Annotated in this window: 17 protein-coding genes and 1 tRNA gene; 13 read left to right on the plus strand and 5 right to left on the minus strand. The window is 64.1% G+C overall.

The annotated features are described in order from the left end of the window. Nucleotides 1-30: 30 nt before the first annotated feature. The 11 genes from htpX to P3T16_RS01730 all read left to right on the plus strand — a co-directional run bounded on the left by htpX (nucleotide 31) and on the right by P3T16_RS01730 (nucleotide 10493). Nucleotides 31-888: a zinc metalloprotease HtpX gene (gene htpX / locus P3T16_RS01680; RefSeq protein ID WP_429255099.1), complete on the plus strand. Its 858-nt coding sequence runs from the start codon at nucleotides 31-33 to the stop codon at nucleotides 886-888. 266 nt (nucleotides 889-1154) lie between these two features. Continuing rightward, nucleotides 1155-2576: a 16S rRNA (cytosine(967)-C(5))-methyltransferase RsmB gene (rsmB, locus tag P3T16_RS01685; protein WP_429340940.1), complete on the plus strand. Its 1422-nt coding sequence runs from the start codon at nucleotides 1155-1157 to the stop codon at nucleotides 2574-2576. Next, on the plus strand, nucleotides 2573-3163 hold the full coding sequence (locus tag P3T16_RS01690; protein ID WP_429340941.1) for a DUF4390 domain-containing protein: 591 nt from the start codon (nucleotides 2573-2575) through the stop codon (nucleotides 3161-3163). The genes rsmB and P3T16_RS01690 overlap by 4 nt, the downstream gene beginning before the upstream one ends. Then, nucleotides 3153-5576: an ATP-binding protein gene (locus tag P3T16_RS01695; protein ID WP_429340942.1), complete on the plus strand. Its 2424-nt coding sequence runs from the start codon at nucleotides 3153-3155 to the stop codon at nucleotides 5574-5576. The genes P3T16_RS01690 and P3T16_RS01695 overlap by 11 nt, the downstream gene beginning before the upstream one ends. After that, nucleotides 5577-6266, plus strand: coding sequence for a response regulator transcription factor EsaR (gene esaR / locus P3T16_RS01700; protein ID WP_429255095.1), 690 nt, complete (start codon nucleotides 5577-5579; stop codon nucleotides 6264-6266). It begins immediately after the preceding gene. An 83-nt stretch (nucleotides 6267-6349) separates the two neighbouring features. Further along, nucleotides 6350-6425, plus strand: a tRNA-Phe gene (locus P3T16_RS01705). Between the two features lie 505 nt (nucleotides 6426-6930). Further along, the gene (gene queC / locus P3T16_RS01710) at nucleotides 6931-7662 is read left to right on the plus strand and encodes a 7-cyano-7-deazaguanine synthase QueC (protein ID WP_429255094.1); all 732 of its coding nucleotides are present in this window, start codon (nucleotides 6931-6933) and stop codon (nucleotides 7660-7662) included. A gap of 67 nt (nucleotides 7663-7729) precedes the next feature. Then, complete coding sequence (queE, locus tag P3T16_RS01715; RefSeq protein ID WP_429255093.1) at nucleotides 7730-8362, plus strand: 7-carboxy-7-deazaguanine synthase; 633 nt, start codon at nucleotides 7730-7732, stop codon at nucleotides 8360-8362. A 9-nt stretch (nucleotides 8363-8371) separates the two neighbouring features. Then, nucleotides 8372-8815, plus strand: coding sequence for a 6-carboxytetrahydropterin synthase QueD (gene queD, locus P3T16_RS01720; protein ID WP_429255176.1), 444 nt, complete (start codon nucleotides 8372-8374; stop codon nucleotides 8813-8815). Nucleotides 8816-8985: 170 nt separating this feature from the next. Continuing rightward, on the plus strand, nucleotides 8986-9768 hold the full coding sequence (locus tag P3T16_RS01725; protein WP_429255092.1) for an HpcH/HpaI aldolase family protein: 783 nt from the start codon (nucleotides 8986-8988) through the stop codon (nucleotides 9766-9768). Next, entirely contained in the window at nucleotides 9765-10493 is a 729-nt protein-coding gene (locus P3T16_RS01730; RefSeq protein WP_429340943.1) for a tetratricopeptide repeat protein, read from the plus strand. Before P3T16_RS01725 ends, P3T16_RS01730 begins: the two co-directional genes overlap by 4 nt. A 72-nt stretch (nucleotides 10494-10565) precedes the next feature. On the opposite strand, the gene rodA is transcribed toward P3T16_RS01730, so the two are convergent. The 5 genes from rodA to P3T16_RS01755 form a co-directional block, all read right to left on the minus strand. Next, the gene (gene rodA, locus P3T16_RS01735) at nucleotides 10566-11714 is read right to left on the minus strand and encodes a rod shape-determining protein RodA (protein WP_429255090.1); all 1149 of its coding nucleotides are present in this window, start codon (nucleotides 11712-11714) and stop codon (nucleotides 10566-10568) included. 11 nt (nucleotides 11715-11725) lie between these two features. After that, nucleotides 11726-14110 (minus strand): penicillin-binding protein 2, encoded by a 2385-nt coding sequence (gene mrdA, locus P3T16_RS01740; RefSeq protein WP_429340944.1) that lies wholly within the window; start codon nucleotides 14108-14110, stop codon nucleotides 11726-11728. A gap of 138 nt (nucleotides 14111-14248) precedes the next feature. Continuing rightward, on the minus strand, nucleotides 14249-14761 hold the full coding sequence (mreD, locus tag P3T16_RS01745) for a rod shape-determining protein MreD (protein ID WP_429255088.1): 513 nt from the start codon (nucleotides 14759-14761) through the stop codon (nucleotides 14249-14251). After that, nucleotides 14758-15840, minus strand: a complete 1083-nt coding sequence (mreC, locus tag P3T16_RS01750; RefSeq protein WP_429340945.1) for a rod shape-determining protein MreC — start codon at nucleotides 15838-15840, stop codon at nucleotides 14758-14760. Before mreC ends, mreD begins: the two co-directional genes overlap by 4 nt. 127 nt (nucleotides 15841-15967) lie before the next feature. Then, the gene (locus P3T16_RS01755; RefSeq protein WP_004189550.1) at nucleotides 15968-17011 is read right to left on the minus strand and encodes a rod shape-determining protein; all 1044 of its coding nucleotides are present in this window, start codon (nucleotides 17009-17011) and stop codon (nucleotides 15968-15970) included. 367 nt (nucleotides 17012-17378) lie between these two features. Between P3T16_RS01755 and gatC the strand changes: the two genes are divergently transcribed. Both gatC and gatA read left to right on the plus strand, forming a co-directional pair. Then, a complete protein-coding gene (gene gatC / locus P3T16_RS01760) occupies nucleotides 17379-17678 on the plus strand; it encodes an Asp-tRNA(Asn)/Glu-tRNA(Gln) amidotransferase subunit GatC (protein WP_429340946.1) in 300 nt (99 codons plus the stop codon). Between the two features lie 125 nt (nucleotides 17679-17803). Further along, nucleotides 17804-19294: an Asp-tRNA(Asn)/Glu-tRNA(Gln) amidotransferase subunit GatA gene (gene gatA / locus P3T16_RS01765; protein ID WP_429340947.1), complete on the plus strand. Its 1491-nt coding sequence runs from the start codon at nucleotides 17804-17806 to the stop codon at nucleotides 19292-19294. Nucleotide 19295 lies beyond the last annotated feature (1 nt).

Genomic DNA, 19295 nt, shown 5'->3' on the forward strand with positions numbered 1-19295 from the left:
GAACCCGCATTCGGGCAAGGAGTACAGGACATGTTTAACTGGGTGAAAACCGCGATGCTGATGGCCGCGATTACGGCCCTTTTCATCGTGATCGGCGGCATGATCGGCGGTTCGCGGGGCATGATGCTCGCGTTTCTGATCGCCGTCGGGATGAATTTCTTTTCGTACTGGTTCTCGGACAAGATGGTCTTGCGCATGTACAACGCGCAGGAAGTCGACGAGACGAGCGCGCCGCAGTTCTACCGGATGGTTCGCGAACTCTCGACGCGGGCGGGCCTGCCTATGCCCAAGGTCTATCTGATCAACGAAGACGCGCCGAACGCCTTCGCCACCGGCCGTAACCCGGAGCACGCGGCTGTCGCGGCTACCACGGGCATCCTCAGGGTGCTGTCCGAGCGGGAAATGCGCGGCGTGATGGCGCACGAACTGGCCCACGTGAAGCACCGTGACATCCTGATTTCGACGGTGTCGGCGACGATGGCCGGCGCAATTTCCGCGCTGGCCAATTTTGCGATGTTCTTCGGTGGCCGCGATGAGAATGGCCGGGCGTCGAATCCGATCGCGAGTATCGCGGTGGCGATTCTGGCGCCGATCGCGGGCGCGCTGATCCAGATGGCGATTTCCCGTGCCCGCGAGTTCGAGGCGGATCGCGGCGGCGCGCAGATTTCGGGCGACCCGCAGGCGCTTGCGTCGGCGCTCGACAAGATTCATCGCTACGCGAGCGGCATTCCGTTCGCGACCGCCGAGGCGCACCCGGCAACGGCTCAGATGATGATCATGAATCCGCTCGCAGGCGGCGGCATCGCGAACCTGTTTTCCACGCACCCGGCCACCGAGGAGCGCATTGCCCGTCTGATGGAGATGGCGCGCACAGGGCGCTTCGAATGAGGTGACGCGAACGGGCCGTTTCGAATGCGGTGAATTCGGCGGCGAGGACGCTCACGGGCGTCCGGGTTCCATAAACCCGAAGGGCGAGCCGGCAGGCCCGCCCTTTTTGTTTCAGCGCGCTCAACCGCTGCAAACGCGGCCAACCGCGGCCAACCGCGGGCTCAGGCCACACCGATGCCGCGCGCCTCAGCCCGGCCCGGCGGCGCGCCAAGCTACAATGTCTCTTTTGCGCCACGCCGCCTGCGTGGCTCGCCTTTGCGTGATCCATGACTTCCAAGCCTTCCGAGCGTCCCGTTTCGAAATCCCCGCGTGCGCGCGAATCGCGTCTGTCGACGCTGCATCTCGCGCCCGAGTCGCTGGGCTTTGCGCTCGATTGCGCGGCGCAGGCCGTCGGCGCCGTGCGCCTCGGTGCGGCGTTGCCTGCCGCGCTGCAGAGCGTGTTCGTCTCCGCACCTGAAGGCGCAGCGGCCGCAGCGCGCGGCGCCGTACAGGACATCGCGTACCGGACGATGCGTCGTCTCGCCACCGCCGAGGCGCTCATCACGCAGCTCGTGCGCAAGGCGCCGCCGCCACACGTCGGCCATGTGCTGGCGTGCGCGCTTGCATTGCTCATCGACCAGGAGGAGTCGGCCGCGTACACGCCGTTCACGGTTGTCGATCAGGCGGTGAATGCGATCGGCGCGCGCCGCGAATTCGCGTTTGCCAAGGGACTGGTCAACGCCGTATTGCGCCGCTTCCTGCGCGAGCGCGAAGGCCTGCTTGCCACCGTGCAGACGGACGACGTTGCGCACTGGAACTACCCGCAGTGGTGGATCGATGCCGTCAGGAACGCATGGCCGGACAACTGGCAGGCCATCCTCGCGTCTGGCAAGGAGCAAGGGCCGCTGACGCTGCGCGTGAACGCACGTCGCTCGACCGTTGCTGATTATCTGAAGGTGCTGGGCGAGCATCACATCGCAGCGAGCCAGGCCGGCGAGCACGCCGTGCGCCTCGACACACCGATGCCGGTCGATCGCATTCCCGGCTTCGACGAAGGCGTCGTCTCGGTGCAGGACGCCGGTGCGCAACTCGCCGCGCAAAACATCGACTTACAACCGGGCCTGCGCGTGCTCGACGCGTGCGCCGCGCCCGGCGGCAAGACGGGCCATCTGCTCGAACTCGCCGACATCGAACTGATCGCGCTTGAAAGCGATGCGTCGCGCGCGCGGCGCATCGGTGAGAACCTGCAGCGCCTCAATCTCGAAGCCGAAGTGCGCATTGGCGATGCGGGTGACCCCACAAAGTGGCATGACGGCCAGCCCTTCGACCGCATCCTCGCTGACGTCCCGTGTTCCGCGTCGGGCATCGTGCGGCGCCATCCGGACATTCGCTGGCTGCGTCGCGCGAGTGATATTCCTGCGCTGGTTGCCGAGCAGCGGCGCATTCTCGAGGCGCTCTGGCCGCTCGTGAAACCGGGCGGCGAACTGCTTTACGTGACGTGCTCGATCTTTCCTGAAGAGGGCGAGTTGCAGGCCCAGTGGTTTGGAGGCATCCATCAAGATGCGGTACGATTGGACGCGCCGGGGCAGCTGTTGCCCAAGGTCGCCCGCGCGCCGGCCGATGGATCGGGCGTGCCGCGTGCCGGGCAGGACACCGACTCGAATTCAGACCACGACGGATTTTTCTACGCGCGCTTTCAGAAACGGTGACCATAAAACGCTTCTTCCCGCTTCGGCTCGCGGCCGTGCTCTGGATTGCGCTGGCCGTTTGGCTGGGTACAGCCGAACCCGCGCGCGCCGATTCGATCGCCGTGCAGCGTGCGTCATTGCAGGCTGACGGCAATGGCTGGAATCTCGACGCGCGTTTCGACTTCGATCTGAACAGCAATCTCGAAGACGCCGTCAACAAGGGCATCCCGCTTTACTTCACGACCGACTTCGAACTTAACCGCCCACGGTGGTACTGGTTCGACGAGCAACCAGTGAGCGTCTCGCAAAGCATCCGTCTTTCATTCCAGCCGCTTACGCGCGAATATCGCGTGTCGAGCGGTGGTCTTCAGCTCGGCTTCAGTACGCTGAAAGATGCGCTCTCGGTGATCAAGCACGTCACGTCGTGGCATGTGATCGAACGCAATCAGGTCCATGTGGGTGAGACGTATAACGCGTCGGTCCGCATGCAGCTCGACGTCGCGCTGATGCCGAAGCCGTTCCAGATCGACGCGGTCAACAACCGCGACTGGAACCTCTCTTCGGACTGGAAGCGCTTTACCTTCACGGTGACCGAACGTGCTAAATAAAGTGCGCCGCGCCACCCCCGCCAGTGTCACGGGCCTCATCGTCCGCGTGATGGTGTCGACGGTCGCCGTCACGGCCGTCCTGCTGCTCGTGCTGCTCGCGGCCGCGAGCGCGAACACCGAGTTCTTCGATCGCTACTATCAGTGGCTCTACGCAGCCAACGTCGCCGTCGCGCTGATCTTCATGCTGATCGTGGCGGTGCTCGTCGTCGTCATCATCTCGCGATTGCGAAAGGGCAAATTCGGCACGCGGCTGCTCGCGAAGCTCGCATTTTTCTTCGCGCTCGTGGGCGTCGTGCCGGGCGGGATCATCTACGTCGTGTCGTATCAGTTCGTGTCGCGCAGCATCGAATCGTGGTTCGACGTCAACGTCGAAACCGCGCTTACGTCCGGACTGAATCTCGGCCGCGGCATGCTCGATGCGTCGCTCTCCGATCTGCAGACGAAGGGCCGTCTGATGTCCGAGCAGCTCGCGAGCGCGGAACCCGGTAGCACGACGCTTTCGCTGTTGCGTCTGCGTGACCAGTTCGGCGTGCAGGAAGCGACCATCGTCGAGCCGGTGCGTAGCATGTCGGGCGCGACGCCGGACATGCATGTCGTCGCGCAGGCATCGGGCAACTACGCGTCGCTTGTGCCGAACGATCTGCCCACGCCGCTCATGATCGACCAGGCGCGCGGCCGTGGCTATGCCGCGATCGAGGGCGAAGTGGACGGCGACCCGCATCTGCGCGGCGCGAAGGGCGCGCTGCGTCTGCGCATCGTGCAGCGCATTCCGGATTCGAACGCCTCGTTGCTGCAGCCCGCCGAACGCTTCCTGCAACTCACGGTTCCAGTTTCGCCGTCGCTCGCGCGTAACGCCGACGCCGTGCAGCGCGCCTACCGCGAGTATCAGGAAAAGGCGCTTGGGCGTACCGGTCTGCGCAAGATGTACATTGGCACGCTGACGCTCGCGCTGTTTCTCGCCACTTTCATCGCGATGATGCTCGCGCTCGCGCTCGGCAACCAGCTCGCGCGGCCGCTGTTCCTGCTCGCACAGGGCACGAAGGAAGTGACCGAGGGCGACTACACGCCGAAGCGCGAAATCAAGTCGCGCGATGAACTCGGCTTCCTGACGCAGTCGTTCAACGCGATGACGCGCCAGCTTTCCGAAGCACGCGCGGCGGTCGAGAACAACCGTATCGCACTCGAGCATTCGAAGGCGTATCTGGAAAGCATTCTTGCGAACCTGACTGCGGGCGTCTTCGTGTTCGACCGGCGCTTCCGGCTGACCACGGCGAATCGCGGCGCGGAACGCATCTTCCGCCAGCCGTTCCAGCAGATGCTCGGCGCGTCGCTCGATCGCATCGGCGTGCTCGACGAATTCGGCGCGATGGTGCGCAAGGCGTTCGCCGATCGCGAAGCGGCGAGCGGCGACGGTCACGACGATCGTGGCCACTGGCAACAGCAGGTTTCGCTGCAGATGCCGGGTGAGGGCGAGCCGTTGACACTGCTCGTGCGCGGCGCGCGACTCGTCGCGGCCACCGAAGGCGATGCGGAAGATGCACAGACATCCGGCTACGTCGTCGTGTTCGACGATATTTCGGACGTGATCTCGGCGCAGCGCTCGATCGCGTGGGGCGAAGTCGCGCGACGGCTTGCGCACGAAATCAAGAATCCGCTGACGCCGATCCAGCTGTCGGCGGAGCGTCTGCAGATGAAGCTCGCCGACAAGCTCACGCCATCCGACGCTGAAGTGCTCAAGCGCGGCGCGACCACGATCGTGAACCAGGTCGCGGCGATGAAGCAGATGGTCGACAGTTTCCGCGACTATGCACGCACGCCGCCGGCGGTGCTCGCGAACCTGCAGCTCAACGAACTGGTGAGCGAAGTGCTCACGCTTTACGGCATCGAAGAAGGCAAGAGTGCGATCGCGGTGGAACTCGCCGCGCACCTGCCGGTGATTCGCGGTGACGCGACGCAGTTGCGCCAGGTGATTCACAACCTGCTGCAGAACGCGCAGGATGCAGTCGCGGACGTCGAACATCCTCGTGTGGTGCTCGAGACGCGGACAGTAGAATATGGCGATCCCGACGCTGAAGGCAAAACGCGCATCGCGGTGCGTCTGACCGTATCGGATAACGGAGCGGGTTTCCCCGCCCGCATCCTGACGCGCGCCTTCGAACCTTACGTGACGACCAAGGCCAAAGGGACAGGTCTTGGTCTTGCTATGGTGAAGAAGATCGTCGACGAACACGGCGCGCGCATCGACATTCGCAACCGTATGAGAGCGGGCGATGTGATCGAAGGCGCGCAGATCTCGATTCTCTTCCTTCAAATGGCAGACGACGCGGCGGCGCCCGGAGCGGGGCCGCAAGGCACGCACGGCGACGCTTTGCAGGGAACGACAAAAGCAACAGTGCAGACAAGGGCAGCGTAAATGGCAACCATCCTGGTGGTAGATGATGAAATGGGCATCCGGGAATTGCTCTCGGAGATCCTGAGCGACGAAGGGCACGTTGTGGAGGCCGCGGAAAACGCGCAGGAAGCGCGCGATTTTCGCTTGCGTCAGGCGCCGGATCTCGTGCTGCTCGACATCTGGATGCCGGATACCGATGGCGTCACGTTGTTGAAAGAGTGGGCCGCGCAAGGGCAACTGACGATGCCGGTGATCATGATGTCCGGTCACGCGACGATCGACACGGCCGTCGAGGCAACGCGGATAGGCGCGCTCAATTTTCTTGAGAAGCCGATCGCATTGCAGAAACTGCTGAAGGCGGTCGAGCAGGGTCTCGCGCGTGGCAACGCGGTACCGCCCGTTGGCGGCGTGGCTGCGAAGCCTGCGTTGCCGGTGGGCGTGTCGGCGGTTGCGTCAGCGGCCGCGCTGCCTATGCTTTCGGCCGACAGCATGATCGGCGGCGCGTTGCCCGCTCAAACAGCGTCGATTTCCTTCGACATTCCGCTGCGCGACGCGCGCGACGCGTTCGAGCGCGCTTACTTCGAGTATCACCTCGCACGTGAGAACGGCAGCATGACGCGGGTCGCGGAGAAGACCGGGCTCGAACGGACCCACCTGTATCGCAAGCTGAAGCAGCTCGGCGTCGACCTCGGCAAGAACAAGAGTGAATAAGGCTGGTTGCGGGCCATCCCGATAAATTTCACCAAGGGGCTTGAGGCAGTCGGCCCACTTTGATATACTCTCGCTTCTTCGTTGGCCCGGTAGCTCAGTTGGTAGAGCAGCGGATTGAAAATCCGCGTGTCGTTGGTTCGATTCCGACCCAGGCCACCAGAATTTAGCCCCAGGAAAATCGCAAGATTCCTGGGGCTTTCTGCTTTTGTGGTGCCTCAATCGGGACACTTGTGCGGCCACTCGTGGAGCAGCTCATGTTGCAGTGCGTGGCGCCGTTCGCTATGCGGATCCGTCGCGAGTGGGGCCGTCAGCGGCATGTTGCGCCGCGTGATAAAATCGCGCCAGTTCAAGGACTTGCCGCGTTCGGCACACGTCCTTTTCGTTTCAGGCTGACGGTGTCCGTGAATGCGCGAGAGTGCATTGTGGCAGTGGGCGAGACAGCGCTTCGGATGTCCGGCTCGCGCGTCACGCAATAGCCACCTGCAAGCGATGAGCGGTATAAGCGCCAGCGACGCTGCGTGCGAAAGGCGCGGCCTATACTGCCTGAGACCGGCCCGACTGCGCCGGTTCAACGTGGGCCGAACATCGGCTCAAGAGGCGCCGCGCTGCTGCAGGACACACCGCGCAACGCGACGCGGGCACTCATCAATCACGGAGTTTCACGGTGACCCGGACAGACGCTAAACGTAGCGCCCTTGTGCTCTTCTCCGGTGGTCAGGACTCGGCCACCTGCCTCGCGTGGGCGCTCGAACGATACGAAACGGTCGAGACACTCGGCTTCGACTACGGTCAACGGCATCGCGTCGAGCTGGAATGCCGCGAGGGCTTTCGCAGCGCGATTGCGCGTGAATTCCCCGCGTGGGGCGAACGCCTCGGCGACGATCACATGATCGACCTCGGTGTGCTCGGCGCGATCAGCGATACCGCGATGACGCGCGAGATCCAGATCGAAGCCGCCGCGAGCGGATTGCCGAACACCTTCGTGCCCGGCCGCAATCTGATGTTCATGACGATCGCCGCGGCGATCGCCTACCGGCGCGGACTGCAGGTGCTGGTCGGCGGAATGTGCGAGACGGATTTCTCCGGCTACCCCGATTGCCGCGACGACACGATGAAAGCGCTGCAAGTCACGCTGAATCTCGGCATGGACAGCCGCTTCCTGCTCGAAACGCCGCTGATGTGGCTCGACAAGGCCGACACGTGGCGACTCGCGCAGGAGCTGGGCGGCGAAGCGCTGGTCGAGCTGATTCGCGTCGAAACGCATACGTGCTATCTCGGCGAACGCGCAGAGCTGCACAAGTGGGGTTTCGGCTGCGGCGAATGTCCGGCATGCAAGCTCCGCAAGCGCGGCTACGAAGCGTATCTCGCCGGCGAGAAAGTGACGGAGCCCGTATAGCGGCAACTCGGCGCGGCAGCACGGCGCCGGTAATCAACACGTTCAGGAAACTCAGGCAGAAGGCAGCATGACGTACGCGGTCAAGGAAATCTTCTACACATTGCAGGGCGAAGGCGCGAATGCCGGGCGCCCGGCCGTGTTTTGCCGCTTCGCCGGCTGCAATCTGTGGTCGGGCCGTGAGGAAGATCGCGCGGACGCTGTGTGCCGCTTCTGCGACACCGATTTTGTCGGCACCGATGGCGAGAACGGCGGCAAATTCCGCACCGCAGAAGAACTCGTCGCGAAGATCGCGTCGCTGTGGCCGGAAGGCGAAGGCGCGCGCTTTGTCGTGTGCACCGGCGGCGAACCGATGTTGCAGATCGACCCGCCGTTCGTCGATGCCCTGCACGCCGCTGGCTTTGAGATCGCGATCGAAACCAACGGCTCGCTGCCGGTGCTGGAAACCATCGACTGGATCTGCGTGAGCCCGAAGGCCGACGCGCCGCTCGTCGTGACGAAAGGCAACGAGCTGAAGGTTGTCGTGCCGCAGGACAACCAGCGCCTCGCCGACTACGCGAAGCTCGACTTTGAATATTTCCTCGTGCAGCCGATGGACGGCCCGTCGCGCGATATCAACACGAAGCTCGCGATCGACTGGTGCAAACGCCATCCGCAATGGCGCCTGTCGATGCAGACCCACAAGTATCTGAACATTCCCTGATCCACCGTGCTGACGATTACCCGAAAACTTGAGTTCGACGCGGGCCACCGCATCCCCGATCACCGCAGCCAGTGCCGTAACCTGCACGGCCATCGCTATGTGCTCGAAATCACGCTGCAAGGCGATCTCGTCGAAACGGAAGGCGCGCCGGATCGCGGCATGGTGATGGATTTCGCCGACGTAAAGTCGCTTGCGAACGAGCATCTCGTGAACCTGTGGGACCATGCGTTTCTCGTCTACGAAGGCGATACGCAGGTGCGCGGTTTCCTCGAAACGATGGCCGGCCACAAGACGGTCGTGCTCGACCGCATTCCGACCGTCGAAAATCTCGCGGCTGTCGCGTTCGATATCCTCGCGAACGTCTACGATGCGCATTACGGCGTGAATCTGCGTTTGCACAAGGTTCGTCTGTACGAAACGCCGAACTGCTGGGCTGACGTCGTTCGCGACTGAACGGGCGCGTTATTGTCACGGTATGATCGCTTCGTAACCCAGCCGGAGCGAGACATGCCGTTCACTACACCGCGAAGCGGGCGCAACGCCCGCCGCGAAGACGTCACCAGCGTCACCAACGTCCTTTCATGTGCTTCAGGCCGCGCGTCGCGCCGCCAGGGAGCACAGCGATGAGCACGTTCACCAATCCCCTCAAGCAACGTCTGAAAGATCCTGATCCGCTGTTCGGATTGTGGCTCTCACTCGGCAGCGACACGGCCGCCGAGGCGCTCGCGCACGCCGGTTTCGACTGGCTGCTGATCGACATGGAGCACTCGCCGAACGACAGCATCGACGTCACCGGCCAGTTGCGCGCGATTGCTGCGGCGCATCTGCCGACCGAGCCGGTCGTGCGGCTGCCGGCGAGCGAGCCGTGGATCGTCAAGCGCGTGCTCGATGCGGGCGCGCGCACGTTGATGTTCCCGAATATCGAATCGGCTGAAGAAGCGGCGCAAGCCGTGCGTCTGACGCAATATCCCGGCATCGGCGGTAACGACGGCCTGCGCGGCGTCGCGGGCGCCGTGCGCGCCGCGGCGTACGGCATGCGGCGTGACTACGTGCAGAACGCGAATGCGCAGATCGCGACGATCGTGCAGATCGAATCGGCGCGCGCCGTCGACAACGTCGAGCAGATCGCCGCGACCCAGGGCATCGACTGCCTGTTCATCGGGCCGGCCGATCTGGCCGCGAGCCTCGGCCATCTCGGCGACTCGAAGCATCCGGAGGTCCTGGCAGCCATTGCGCATGTCGCGGACGTCGCGCGTCGTGCAAAAGTGGCGACCGGCATCTTCGCAATGGACGTCTTGAGCGCGCGGCAATATCGCACCGAAGGCTTCCGCTTTATCGCACTCGCGGCGGACGTCATGTGGATGCTGCGCGCGACGCGTCAGGCGCTGCAGGAGGTGCGCTCATGATTCGTGCCCCATTGTCGTGGTGGCTGGCGCGTGCGGCGGGCTGCGGGGCACTTGTCGCGCTCGTCGCGGGCATTGCGACGCCGATGCAGGCCAGCGCGCAGACGGTCGTGTCGCCCAAGGCGGCGGATGCCGAAACGCAGACGGCCGTCGCGGATTACAACGCGGGCAACTTTGGCCCGGCGCTCGCCGAATTCCGCAAGGCGGCGCAGCACGGCAGCCGGCTCGCCGAGTTCAACTACGCGATGATGCTGCTGAACGGCGAAGGCACCGCGCCCGATGTCGAAGAAGGCAAGAAATGGTTGCGCAAGGCCGCCGACGCAAACATGTCGCACGCGCAGTACGTGTACGGCAAGATGTACGACGACGGCGAGTTCGTCGGCCGTGATCCGGCCGAGGCGCACACGTGGTTTCTGAAAGCGGCGAAGCAGGGCCACGTGCAGGCTGAACTGGCGCTCGCCAACCAGTTTCTGGATGGCCGCGGCACGGCGCGCGACAACCAGCAGGCGTTCTTCTGGTACAAGAAAGCGGCCGAAGGCGGCGACATGACGGCGCAGTATGTGACAGGCTCGTTCTATGAGCGGGGCGGCGATGGCGTCGACCGCAATCTGAACGTCGCGCGGGCCTACTACGCGGCGGCGGCGGCGCAGGGTGATCCGGCGGCGCGCCTGAAGTACCAGCAACTCACTTCGCAGCTTCAGCAGGAACGCGAGACGAAGCCGCAGTAAGCATGATCGCGGCGGCCGACGTTCGCGCGGCCGCCGCGAGTGGGTCATCTGACGGACATCTGAAACAGCAGATCAACTCTGCATCAACCGCTTCTGTCGCGAGACGCTCATGATCAGGCCGGTCGCCACGCCGAGCGTAATCAGCGCAGTCCCGCCGTAGCTCATGAACGGCAACGGCACGCCGACCACCGGCAGAATGCCGCTCACCATCCCGATGTTCACGAACGCGTAGGTGAAAAACGCCATCGTCAGCGAGCCCGCGAGCAGCCGGCCGAACAGCGTCGCGCCGTTCGCCGCGATGTAGAGCCCACGCGCGATCAGCAGCATGTAAAGCGTCAGCAGCACGATACCGCCTGCGAGCCCGAACTCCTCCGAGAACACCGCGAAAATGAAGTCGGTGTGCTTTTCAGGGATGAACTCGAGGTGGGCCTGCGTGCCCTTCATCCAGCCCTTGCCGATCGGCCCGCCTGAGCCGATCGCGATCACGGCCTGGATCGTGTGAAAACCCTTGCCGAGCGGATCGGACGTCGGATCAAGCAGCGTGCAGATACGGTGCTTCTGGTAATCGTGCATCAGCGGCCACGTGACTTCCGGCTGGCAGATCTTGTCCTGGAACGCCGCGATCGAACCCACTGCGATCACGCATGCAATCAATACAGGCACGATCAGCTTGAAACTCAAACCCGCGAAGTAGATGACGAACAGACCCGCCGCGAACACCAGCACGGCAGTGCCAAGGTCAGGCTGTTTCGCGATCAGCCCAACCGGCACCGCGAGAATCAGCAGGCCGACCACGTAGTCGAACCAGCGCATCACGCCTTCGCGCTTCTGGTAGTACCACGCGAGCATCAGCGGCGTCGCGATCTTCATGATCTCGGACGGCTGGATCACCACGCCGACGTTGATCCAGCGCTTCGCGCCCTTGCGCGTCAGCCCGAACATCGCCACAGCGACCAGCAGCGCGACGCCGAATGTATAGAGCGGCAATGCGAAGCGCATCAGTGTGGTCTGCGGGACGGTGGCGAGCGCCCACATCAGCGCGAACGTCAGCATGATGTTGCGCAACTGGTCCTCGACCTTACCGGGCATGTCGAGCGTCGCGCTGTACAGCGTCACGATGCCGACGCACAGCAGCAGAAAGACGATCAGTGCCAGCGGCTTGTCGAAGCCCAGAAACATGCGCTTGATGCGGTCGAGCCAGGCGCGCTTGTCGAATTGCATGCCTTTCTCCTTTATTCGTCCATGCCGCCGGTGGCTGGCTGATTCGGCGACGCCGGCGCCATGCCGGTATCGCGCGAGGGCGCGGCCGCCGTCGTGGGTGTGTCGCTGGCCGGCCGTGATGGGCGCGGGGACTTGCGGGGCGCTTTGACTGCGTCGGAAGCGGATACGGCTTCGGCTGCCGAAGCGCTCTTTGCAGCGGCGCGTGCCGCTTTTGACGTCGATGCGGCTAGCGGTTTCGCTGCGCCAACGCCCGATGCGGGTGAAGTCGCCGACGCGCCCGTTGCTGCCGACGCGCCCAGCGCGCCATCCGCTCCTGACGCCGCCGCGTCAGGCTTCGGCTTCACCGGCGCGCCCGGAGGCGGCGGCAGCGGCGTGTAACCCGCCGCGACCTTCGTCGGCGTCGCCACCTGCGGCTGCGCCGGCGCGTCTCCGATGACCGGCGCCGAGGCATCTTCGGTCGCCGACGCCGCGGCTTCGATCGCCGCCGCTTCCGCGCCCGGCTTCGTCCGGTCGACGAGGTAATAGTCGAGCACGCGACGCGCAATCGGCCCGGCTGCCTGCGCGCCCCAGCCGCCGTTTTCGACGATCAGCGCGACCGCGATTTTCGGATGATCCGCCGGCGCAAATGCGATGAAGAGCGCGTGGTCACGCAGATGCTCGGCGAGCGCGTGGCCATGGTACTTCGCGCCCTGCAGCGAGAAGACCTGCGCCGTCCCGGTCTTGCCCGCCGACGCATACGCCGCATTGCGGAACACCTGGTATGCCGTGCCTGACGGATTCGTCGTCACGTTTTCCATGCCGCGCTTGATGACGTCGATATCCGCCTGCGCCACGTTGATGCGGCCATCGTCCTTCGGCACGGTCAGGTGTGTATCGCGCGTGATCGGGTTTTCGACCTCTTTCACGAGGTGAGGCTTCATCAGCACGCCGTTGTTGGCGAGCGTCGCGGTGGCGTGCGCGAGTTGCAGGATCGTGTACGAGTTGTAGCCCTGGCCGATGCCGAGACTGATCGTTTCGCCCTCGTACCAGCGCTGCTGTTCCGGCTTGCGGTACGCCTTGCGCTTCCATTCCGTCGAAGGCAGGATGCCGCGCGCTTCGCCGGAAATATCGATGCCGGTGATCTGGCCGAAGCCCCACGGCTTCATGAAACCGGCGATCGCGTTGACGCCGAGATCGTGCGCGAGCATGTAGAAATACGTGTCGTTCGACACCATGATCGCGCGGTTCATGTCGATCCAGCCCTGACCCTGCGGCACGTCGTTGCGGAACGTGTGGCCGGCGAACGTGTACGAGCCCGGATCCTGGAAGCCCCAGCTCGGCGTGCGCTTGTGCAGCGTGAGCGCGGCGAGCGCCATGAACGGCTTGTACGTCGAGCCCGGCGGATACGTGCCGTGCAGCGGGCGGTTCAGCAGCGGGTGATCCGGCGAGTTGTTCAGATCGTCCCAGGTCTGCTGGTCGATGCCGTCGACGAACGAATTCGGATCGAAGCTCGGCGCCGACACGAACGCGAGCACGTCGCCCGTTGCCGGTTCGATCGCGACGAGTGCGCCGCGCCGGCCGGCGAATGCCTGCTCCGCGACCTGCTGCAGCCCGATATCCAGCGAAAGCACAAGGTTGTTGCCTGGCGTCGCCTGCGTGCGCGACATCGTGCGCACCGGACGGCCGCCAGCCGTCACTTCGACTTCCTCGAAGCCCGTCAGGCCGTGCAGTTCGGTTTCGTAGCTCTGCTCGACGCCGATCTTGCCGATGTAATCCGTGCCCTTGTAGTTGTTCGCGTCGAGGCGCGGATCGTAGTGATCCGAATCGCTGTCGTTCTGGTCGCTGGCGTCGTCGATGCGTTCCTGGTCGCGCTGCGAAATCCGCCCGATATAGCCGATCACGTGCGCCGCCGTTGGCCCAAGCGGATACTGGCGGAACAGACGCGCGCGCACTTCGACGCCCGGAAAGCGGAAGCGCTGTGCGGTGAAACGCGCGACTTCGTCGTCGGTGAGACGCGTGCGGATCGGCAGGCTCTCGAAGTTCTTCGAGTCTTCCTGCAGCTTCTTGAAACGACGGCGGTCGCGGGCGTCGACATTGACGACAGTCGCGAGACTGTCGATCACGTTTTCCAGCGAGTCGTTCAGCTTCGACGGTGTGATTTCCAGCGTGTAGGCCGAATAATTCTTCGCGAGCACGACGCCGTTGCGGTCGGTGATGATCCCGCGGTTCGGCACGATCGGCGCGACGGAAATGCGGTTTTCGTCGGCCTGCAGCGAGTATTTGCTGTAGTGCCACACCTGCAGGAACAGGAAGCGGAAACCGATCAGCCCGAAGCAGACGAACACGAACAGGCCCGCCGCGGCGACCCGCAGGCGGAACTTCGAAAGCTGCTGTTGTGTGTCCTTGAATTCGGTCATGCGTGTATGCAATGGGCCGGCGGGCGGCCTTCAGGTAAGACGTGCCCGCGTGCGATGGCGGGCGGAAAACCTAAACGTGGCGCGTCGGGCCGGCGGGATAGATACGTGTTCAATCGAGCTCCCGACGCGTGGTGCGGCCTAGATGGGCCGGGTATCGTCGGGATCGGCGGGGCGGCGCTGCGGCATCAACAACAATACGCTTGCGATGGGCCAAAGTGCAGCTTCGACGAAACCGTCGATCAGATAGCCCCAGCCTGGAAACGATGCGCCCGTCAAAAGACGGATCACGAACGGCACGATCTGCGCGCCGACCAGCAGCGGCATGACCGCAAACGTCTGAATGCCGATCGACATCCACAGCACGCGCCTGTGAATCGTGATCGCGCCGTATGACAGCAGCGTATAGGCAAGCGCGTGTTCGCCGAGCAGGCTCGCGTTGTGCACGTCCATCAGCAGGCCGAGGAAAAACGCGATGCCCATGCCGACCTTGCGCGGCTGGTGAACGTTCCAGAACAGCAGCACCAGCGCGACGAAGTCGGGCACGGCGATCAACCGGCCCCACGGCATCAGGTTGAGCAGGAAGGCGGCGGCGAGGCTGAACGCGATGAAGTACGGGTTGACCGGCTGCAGGATGTATTGCGGGCGGTTCATGGCTTCGTCCCCTGCGTGCTCTTCTCGCTTTTCTTTGTACCGGCCGTTGCCGAGGCAGGCTGGGCGGGTTTCGCGTTCTTTTCCGTGGCGTGGGTGGCGGACTTGTCCGCCGGCTTTTCACCAGCCTTGTCCGCGGTTTTTTCCGGTGCTTTCGCGGCGCCCTTGTCGACCGGCCTGGCGTTTCGCTTCGCCTTGGCATCCTTCGCAGCGGCGACGGGATCGGGCTCGGCCGGCCGCGGCGGCACGTCGTTCAGATAGTGCAGCACGAGCAACTGGCGCGCGCCGCGCACCTGCGCGATCGGCACGCAGATCACGCGGGCGAAAGCGGTGTCGGCCTGCTTGTCGACCCGCGCCACCTTCGCGACCGGCAGACCCGGCGGATACACACCGTCGAGACCGCTCGTGACGAGTTCGTCGCCGGCCAGCACATCGGCGCTGATCGGCACGAAGCGCAGATCGAGCGAGTCGCCCTTCGGCGTGCCGTAGATCACGCTGCGCAAACCCGTACGGACGATCTGCACCGGCACGGCCTGATCCTTGTCGGTGAGCAGCGTGACTTCCGACTGCAACGGGAACACACGCGTGACCTGGCCGATCACGCCATCTTCGTTGACGACCGGCGAGCCGTCCTTCACGCCCTGCTGCGAGCCGCGCCCGATCACGACTTTCTGCGTGAACGGATCGCGTGTGTCGTACTGGATCTCGGCGGGCGTGGATTGCGTGGTGCTGCGCTGCGACAGTTCGAGCAACGCGCGCAGATGACCGTTCTCGGCGCCGAGTTCGGCGACCTGATTAGCCTGCTGCGACAACTGGAGGTTTTTCGCGCGCAGCTTGTCGTTCTCGCTACGCAGCGTCGTGCTGCTCACGGCGAGATCGGCCGCGCCCATGAACAGGTCGCGTGGCACGAGCGCCGCGCGTTGCAACGGATAGAGGCCCGCGCCGAGGACGCCGCGAACGATCTCGAGGGTTCGGAACCGTGCGTCGGAGATCAGCAGGGCCAGCGCCAGCACGACGAAGAAGATCAGTCGTGCGAGTGCCGACGGGCCTTGCCTGAACAGGGGCGGCGGACTGTATTCCATGGTCGGCGCCGGGGGCGTGAGCGTGGTGGGTGAGACTGCGGCGCGTCAGATAAGCGCCTGGCGGGCGGCGACGGCGGCTGGCATGGCCAGCCGGTAGGTCCGTGCCGCCTTCATCTATTAGACTCGCTTACTCGTACGAGAAGATGCTGCCGAGCTTGTCCATGCGCTCGAGCGCCATACCCGAGCCGCGCACGACGCACGTCAGCGGGTCTTCGGCGACGAGCACCGGCAGGCCGGTTTCTTCCGCGAGCAGACGGTCGAGGTCGCGCAGCAGCGCGCCGCCACCCGTCAGCATCATGCCGCGTTCGGCGATGTCGGCGCCGAGTTCCGGCGGCGTCTGTTCGAGCGCGATCTTCACCGACGACACGATCTGGTTCAGCGGATCGGTGAGCGCTTCCAGGATCTCGTTGCTGGAAATCGTGAAGCTGCGCGGGATGCCTTCCGACAGGTTGCGGCCCTTCACTTCCATTTCCTTGACTTCGGAACCCGGGAAGGCGGAGCCGATTTCCTTCTTGATGGCTTCGGCGGTTTGCTCGCCGATCAGCATGCCGTAGTTGCGGCGGATGTAGTTGACGATGGCTTCGTCGAACTTGTCACCGCCGACGCGCACCGAACCCTTGTACACGATGCCGCCGAGCGAGATCACGCCGACTTCCGTCGTGCCGCCGCCGATATCGACGACCATCGAGCCCGTGGCTTCCGACACCGGCAGGCCCGCGCCGATTGCAGCGGCCATCGGTTCTTCGATCAGGTAGACCTGCGAGGCGCCCGCGCCGTGCGCGGCTTCCTTGATCGCACGGCGTTCGACCTGGGTCGAACCGCACGGCACGCAGATGATGATGCGCGGCGACGGCGAGAACATGCGCGATTCGTGAGCGGTCTTGATGAACTGCTTGATCATCTGCTCGGTGACGGTGAAGTCGGCGATCACGCCGTCTTTCATCGGGCGGATCGCCTCGATGTTGCCCGGCACCTTGCCGAGCATCTGCTTGGCTTCCTTGCCGACGGCCTGAATTGTCTTCTTGCCGTTGGGACCGCCTTCCTGGCGGATAGACACTACGGAGGGTTCATCGAGAACGATGCCTTTGCCGCGCATGTAGATGAGCGTATTGGCAGTGCCGAGGTCAATGGCCAGATCGTTGGAGAAGTAGCTGCGCAAAAAACCGAACATTCAAAAATCCTGTCTCGCTTGGGGCCGGGCCTCGCATCGTACGCGCAGGACGGCAGCGGAAAAAATAACAGCTTCAGGTCGGGCAGGAACATGCCACAGGAGCCTGAAACTGCGAGGGAATCTACCGGAGACTGGAGCAAGGCCGCTCGGTTCACTCTGGAAAATGTCCAGAAAGGCCTTGGTAAGTCGGACCGGGTTTGGGTCGAACGCGTAATGATACCTTATAATTTTGGATGTTTTGGAGGAAACGGACGGTACTTTTTCCCGTCGCAGGCCCCTTTTGGAGGTCGCGCTCCAATCTCGTAACTCTCTGTCGCAGCACTCTTTTTCCGCGCTGCGCCAGTCCACGTCTTCTTCCGGTGACTGCATGGCTCTGACCCTGACCGATGTGAAACGCATCGCACACCTCGCGCGGCTCGAATTGCCCGACGCCGACGCGGAGCACACGCTTGCCCAGCTCAACGATTTTTTCGGCCTCGTCGAGCAGATGCAGGCAGTCGATACCACCGGGATTGCGCCGCTTGCGCACCCGATCGAGCAGATCGAAGACGTCGCGCTGCGCCTGCGTGACGACGCCGCCACCGAAGTCGTGCGCCGTGAGGAATTCCAGCGCCCGGCGCCGGCGGTGCAGGAAGGCCTGTATCTGGTGCCGAAGGTCATCGAATAGGCGTTTGCCGCGCGCCCGTCGCGCGTCTCCATTCGACGGGCATCCATGGCACGGCACGCCGGCGGGCAGCCGGACGCCTCCACGACAGCGCATCGCGTGCTGTCGCGCTTTCCAGGAAAAACGCAATGCATGAAAAAAGTTTGATCGAACTGCGCGCCGCGCTCGATGCGAAGGAGTGCTCCGCCGTCGAACTCGCAGAGATGTATCTGCAGCGCATCGAAGCGGCGAAAAGCCTGAATGCGTTCATCCAGGTCGATCCCGAACTCACGCTCACGCAGGCGAAAGCCGCCGACGTCCGTCTCGCCGAAGGCAACGCGGGCCCGCTGACGGGCCTGCCGGTCGCGCACAAGGACGTGTTCGTCACGCGCGGCTGGCGCTCGACCGCCGGCTCGAAGATGCTCCAGAACTACGAAAGCCCGTTCGACGCGACCGTCGTCGACCGGCTGGGGCGCGCGGGAATGGTGTGCGTCGGCAAGACGAACATGGACGAATTCGCGATGGGTTCGTCGAACGAGAATTCGTACTTCGGCCCGGTGCAGAACCCGTGGGACCGCAAGGCGGTGCCGGGTGGTTCGTCGGGTGGTTCGGCTGCGGCCGTGGCGGCGCGTCTTGTGCCCGCTGCGACCGGCACGGACACCGGCGGCTCGATCCGTCAGCCGGCGTCGTTCACGGGCATTACCGGCATCAAGCCGACGTACGGCCGCGTGTCGCGTTACGGGATGATTGCGTTTGCTTCGTCGCTCGATCAGGGCGGCCCGTTCGCGAAGACCGCCGCCGATTGCGCGACGCTGCTCAATGCGATGGGCGGTTTCGACGAGCGCGATTCCACCAGCCTCACGCGCGACGACGAAGACTACACGCGCTATCTCGGCAAGACGTGGTCCGCCGACGCAAGCGCAGGCAAGCCGCTCGCCGGTCTGCGCATCGGTTTGCCGAAGGAATACTTCGGCGCCGGTCTCGCCGATGATGTGCGCGCTTCGATCGATGCTGCGCTCAAGCAATACGAAGCGCTCGGCGCGACGCTCGTCGAAGTCTCGCTGCCGAAAACCGAACTGTCGATTCCCGTCTACTACGTGATCGCGCCGGCGGAAGCGTCGTCGAACCTGTCGCGTTTCGATGGCGTGCGTTACGGCCATCGCGCAGCGGAATATCGCGATCTGCTCGACATGTACAAGAAGTCGCGTGCGGAAGGGTTTGGCCCGGAAGTGAAGCGACGCATTCTGGTCGGTACGTACGTGCTGTCGCATGGCTATTACGACGCGTACTACCTGCAGGCGCAGAAGATCCGCCGCATCATCGCGCAGGACTTCCAGGAAGCGTTCAGACAGTGTGACGTCATCATGGGACCGGTGTCGCCGTCGGTCGCGTGGGACCTCGGCGCGAAGGGCGATGATCCTGTGCAGATGTACCTCGCGGACATCTACACGCTGTCGGTGAGCCTCGCTGGTTTGCCGGGCATGAGCGTGCCGTGCGGCTTCGGCGCGGGCGCGAATGCGCAGCGTCCGGTGGGGCTGCAGATCATCGGCAACTATTTCAACGAAGCCCGTATGTTGCAGGTCGCCGACGCGTTCCAGCGCGCGACCGACTGGCATCGCAAATCACCGGCAGGAGTGTGAA

The sequence above is a fragment of the Paraburkholderia sp. GAS42 genome (assembly GCF_050436565.1).
GTDB lineage: Bacteria > Pseudomonadota > Gammaproteobacteria > Burkholderiales > Burkholderiaceae > Paraburkholderia.

What these genes read in the sequence shown, in the direction of transcription:
- P3T16_RS01730 (WP_429340943.1), top strand. Translation starts at nt 9,765, where the DNA reads ATGATTCGTGCCCCATTGTCGTGGTGGCTGGCGCGTGCGGCGGGCTGC.
- gatC (WP_429340946.1), top strand. Translation starts at nt 17,379, where the DNA reads ATGGCTCTGACCCTGACCGATGTGAAACGCATCGCACACCTCGCGCGG.
- mreC (WP_429340945.1), bottom strand. Translation starts at nt 15,840, where the DNA reads ATGGAATACAGTCCGCCGCCCCTGTTCAGGCAAGGCCCGTCGGCACTC.
- gatA (WP_429340947.1), top strand. Translation starts at nt 17,804, where the DNA reads ATGCATGAAAAAAGTTTGATCGAACTGCGCGCCGCGCTCGATGCGAAG.
- htpX (WP_429255099.1), top strand. Translation starts at nt 31, where the DNA reads ATGTTTAACTGGGTGAAAACCGCGATGCTGATGGCCGCGATTACGGCC.
- rsmB (WP_429340940.1), top strand. Translation starts at nt 1,155, where the DNA reads ATGACTTCCAAGCCTTCCGAGCGTCCCGTTTCGAAATCCCCGCGTGCG.
- esaR (WP_429255095.1), top strand. Translation starts at nt 5,577, where the DNA reads ATGGCAACCATCCTGGTGGTAGATGATGAAATGGGCATCCGGGAATTG.
- rodA (WP_429255090.1), bottom strand. Translation starts at nt 11,714, where the DNA reads ATGCAATTCGACAAGCGCGCCTGGCTCGACCGCATCAAGCGCATGTTT.
- P3T16_RS01755 (WP_004189550.1), bottom strand. Translation starts at nt 17,011, where the DNA reads ATGTTCGGTTTTTTGCGCAGCTACTTCTCCAACGATCTGGCCATTGAC.
- mrdA (WP_429340944.1), bottom strand. Translation starts at nt 14,110, where the DNA reads ATGACCGAATTCAAGGACACACAACAGCAGCTTTCGAAGTTCCGCCTG.
- queE (WP_429255093.1), top strand. Translation starts at nt 7,730, where the DNA reads ATGACGTACGCGGTCAAGGAAATCTTCTACACATTGCAGGGCGAAGGC.
- mreD (WP_429255088.1), bottom strand. Translation starts at nt 14,761, where the DNA reads ATGAACCGCCCGCAATACATCCTGCAGCCGGTCAACCCGTACTTCATC.
- P3T16_RS01725 (WP_429255092.1), top strand. Translation starts at nt 8,986, where the DNA reads ATGAGCACGTTCACCAATCCCCTCAAGCAACGTCTGAAAGATCCTGAT.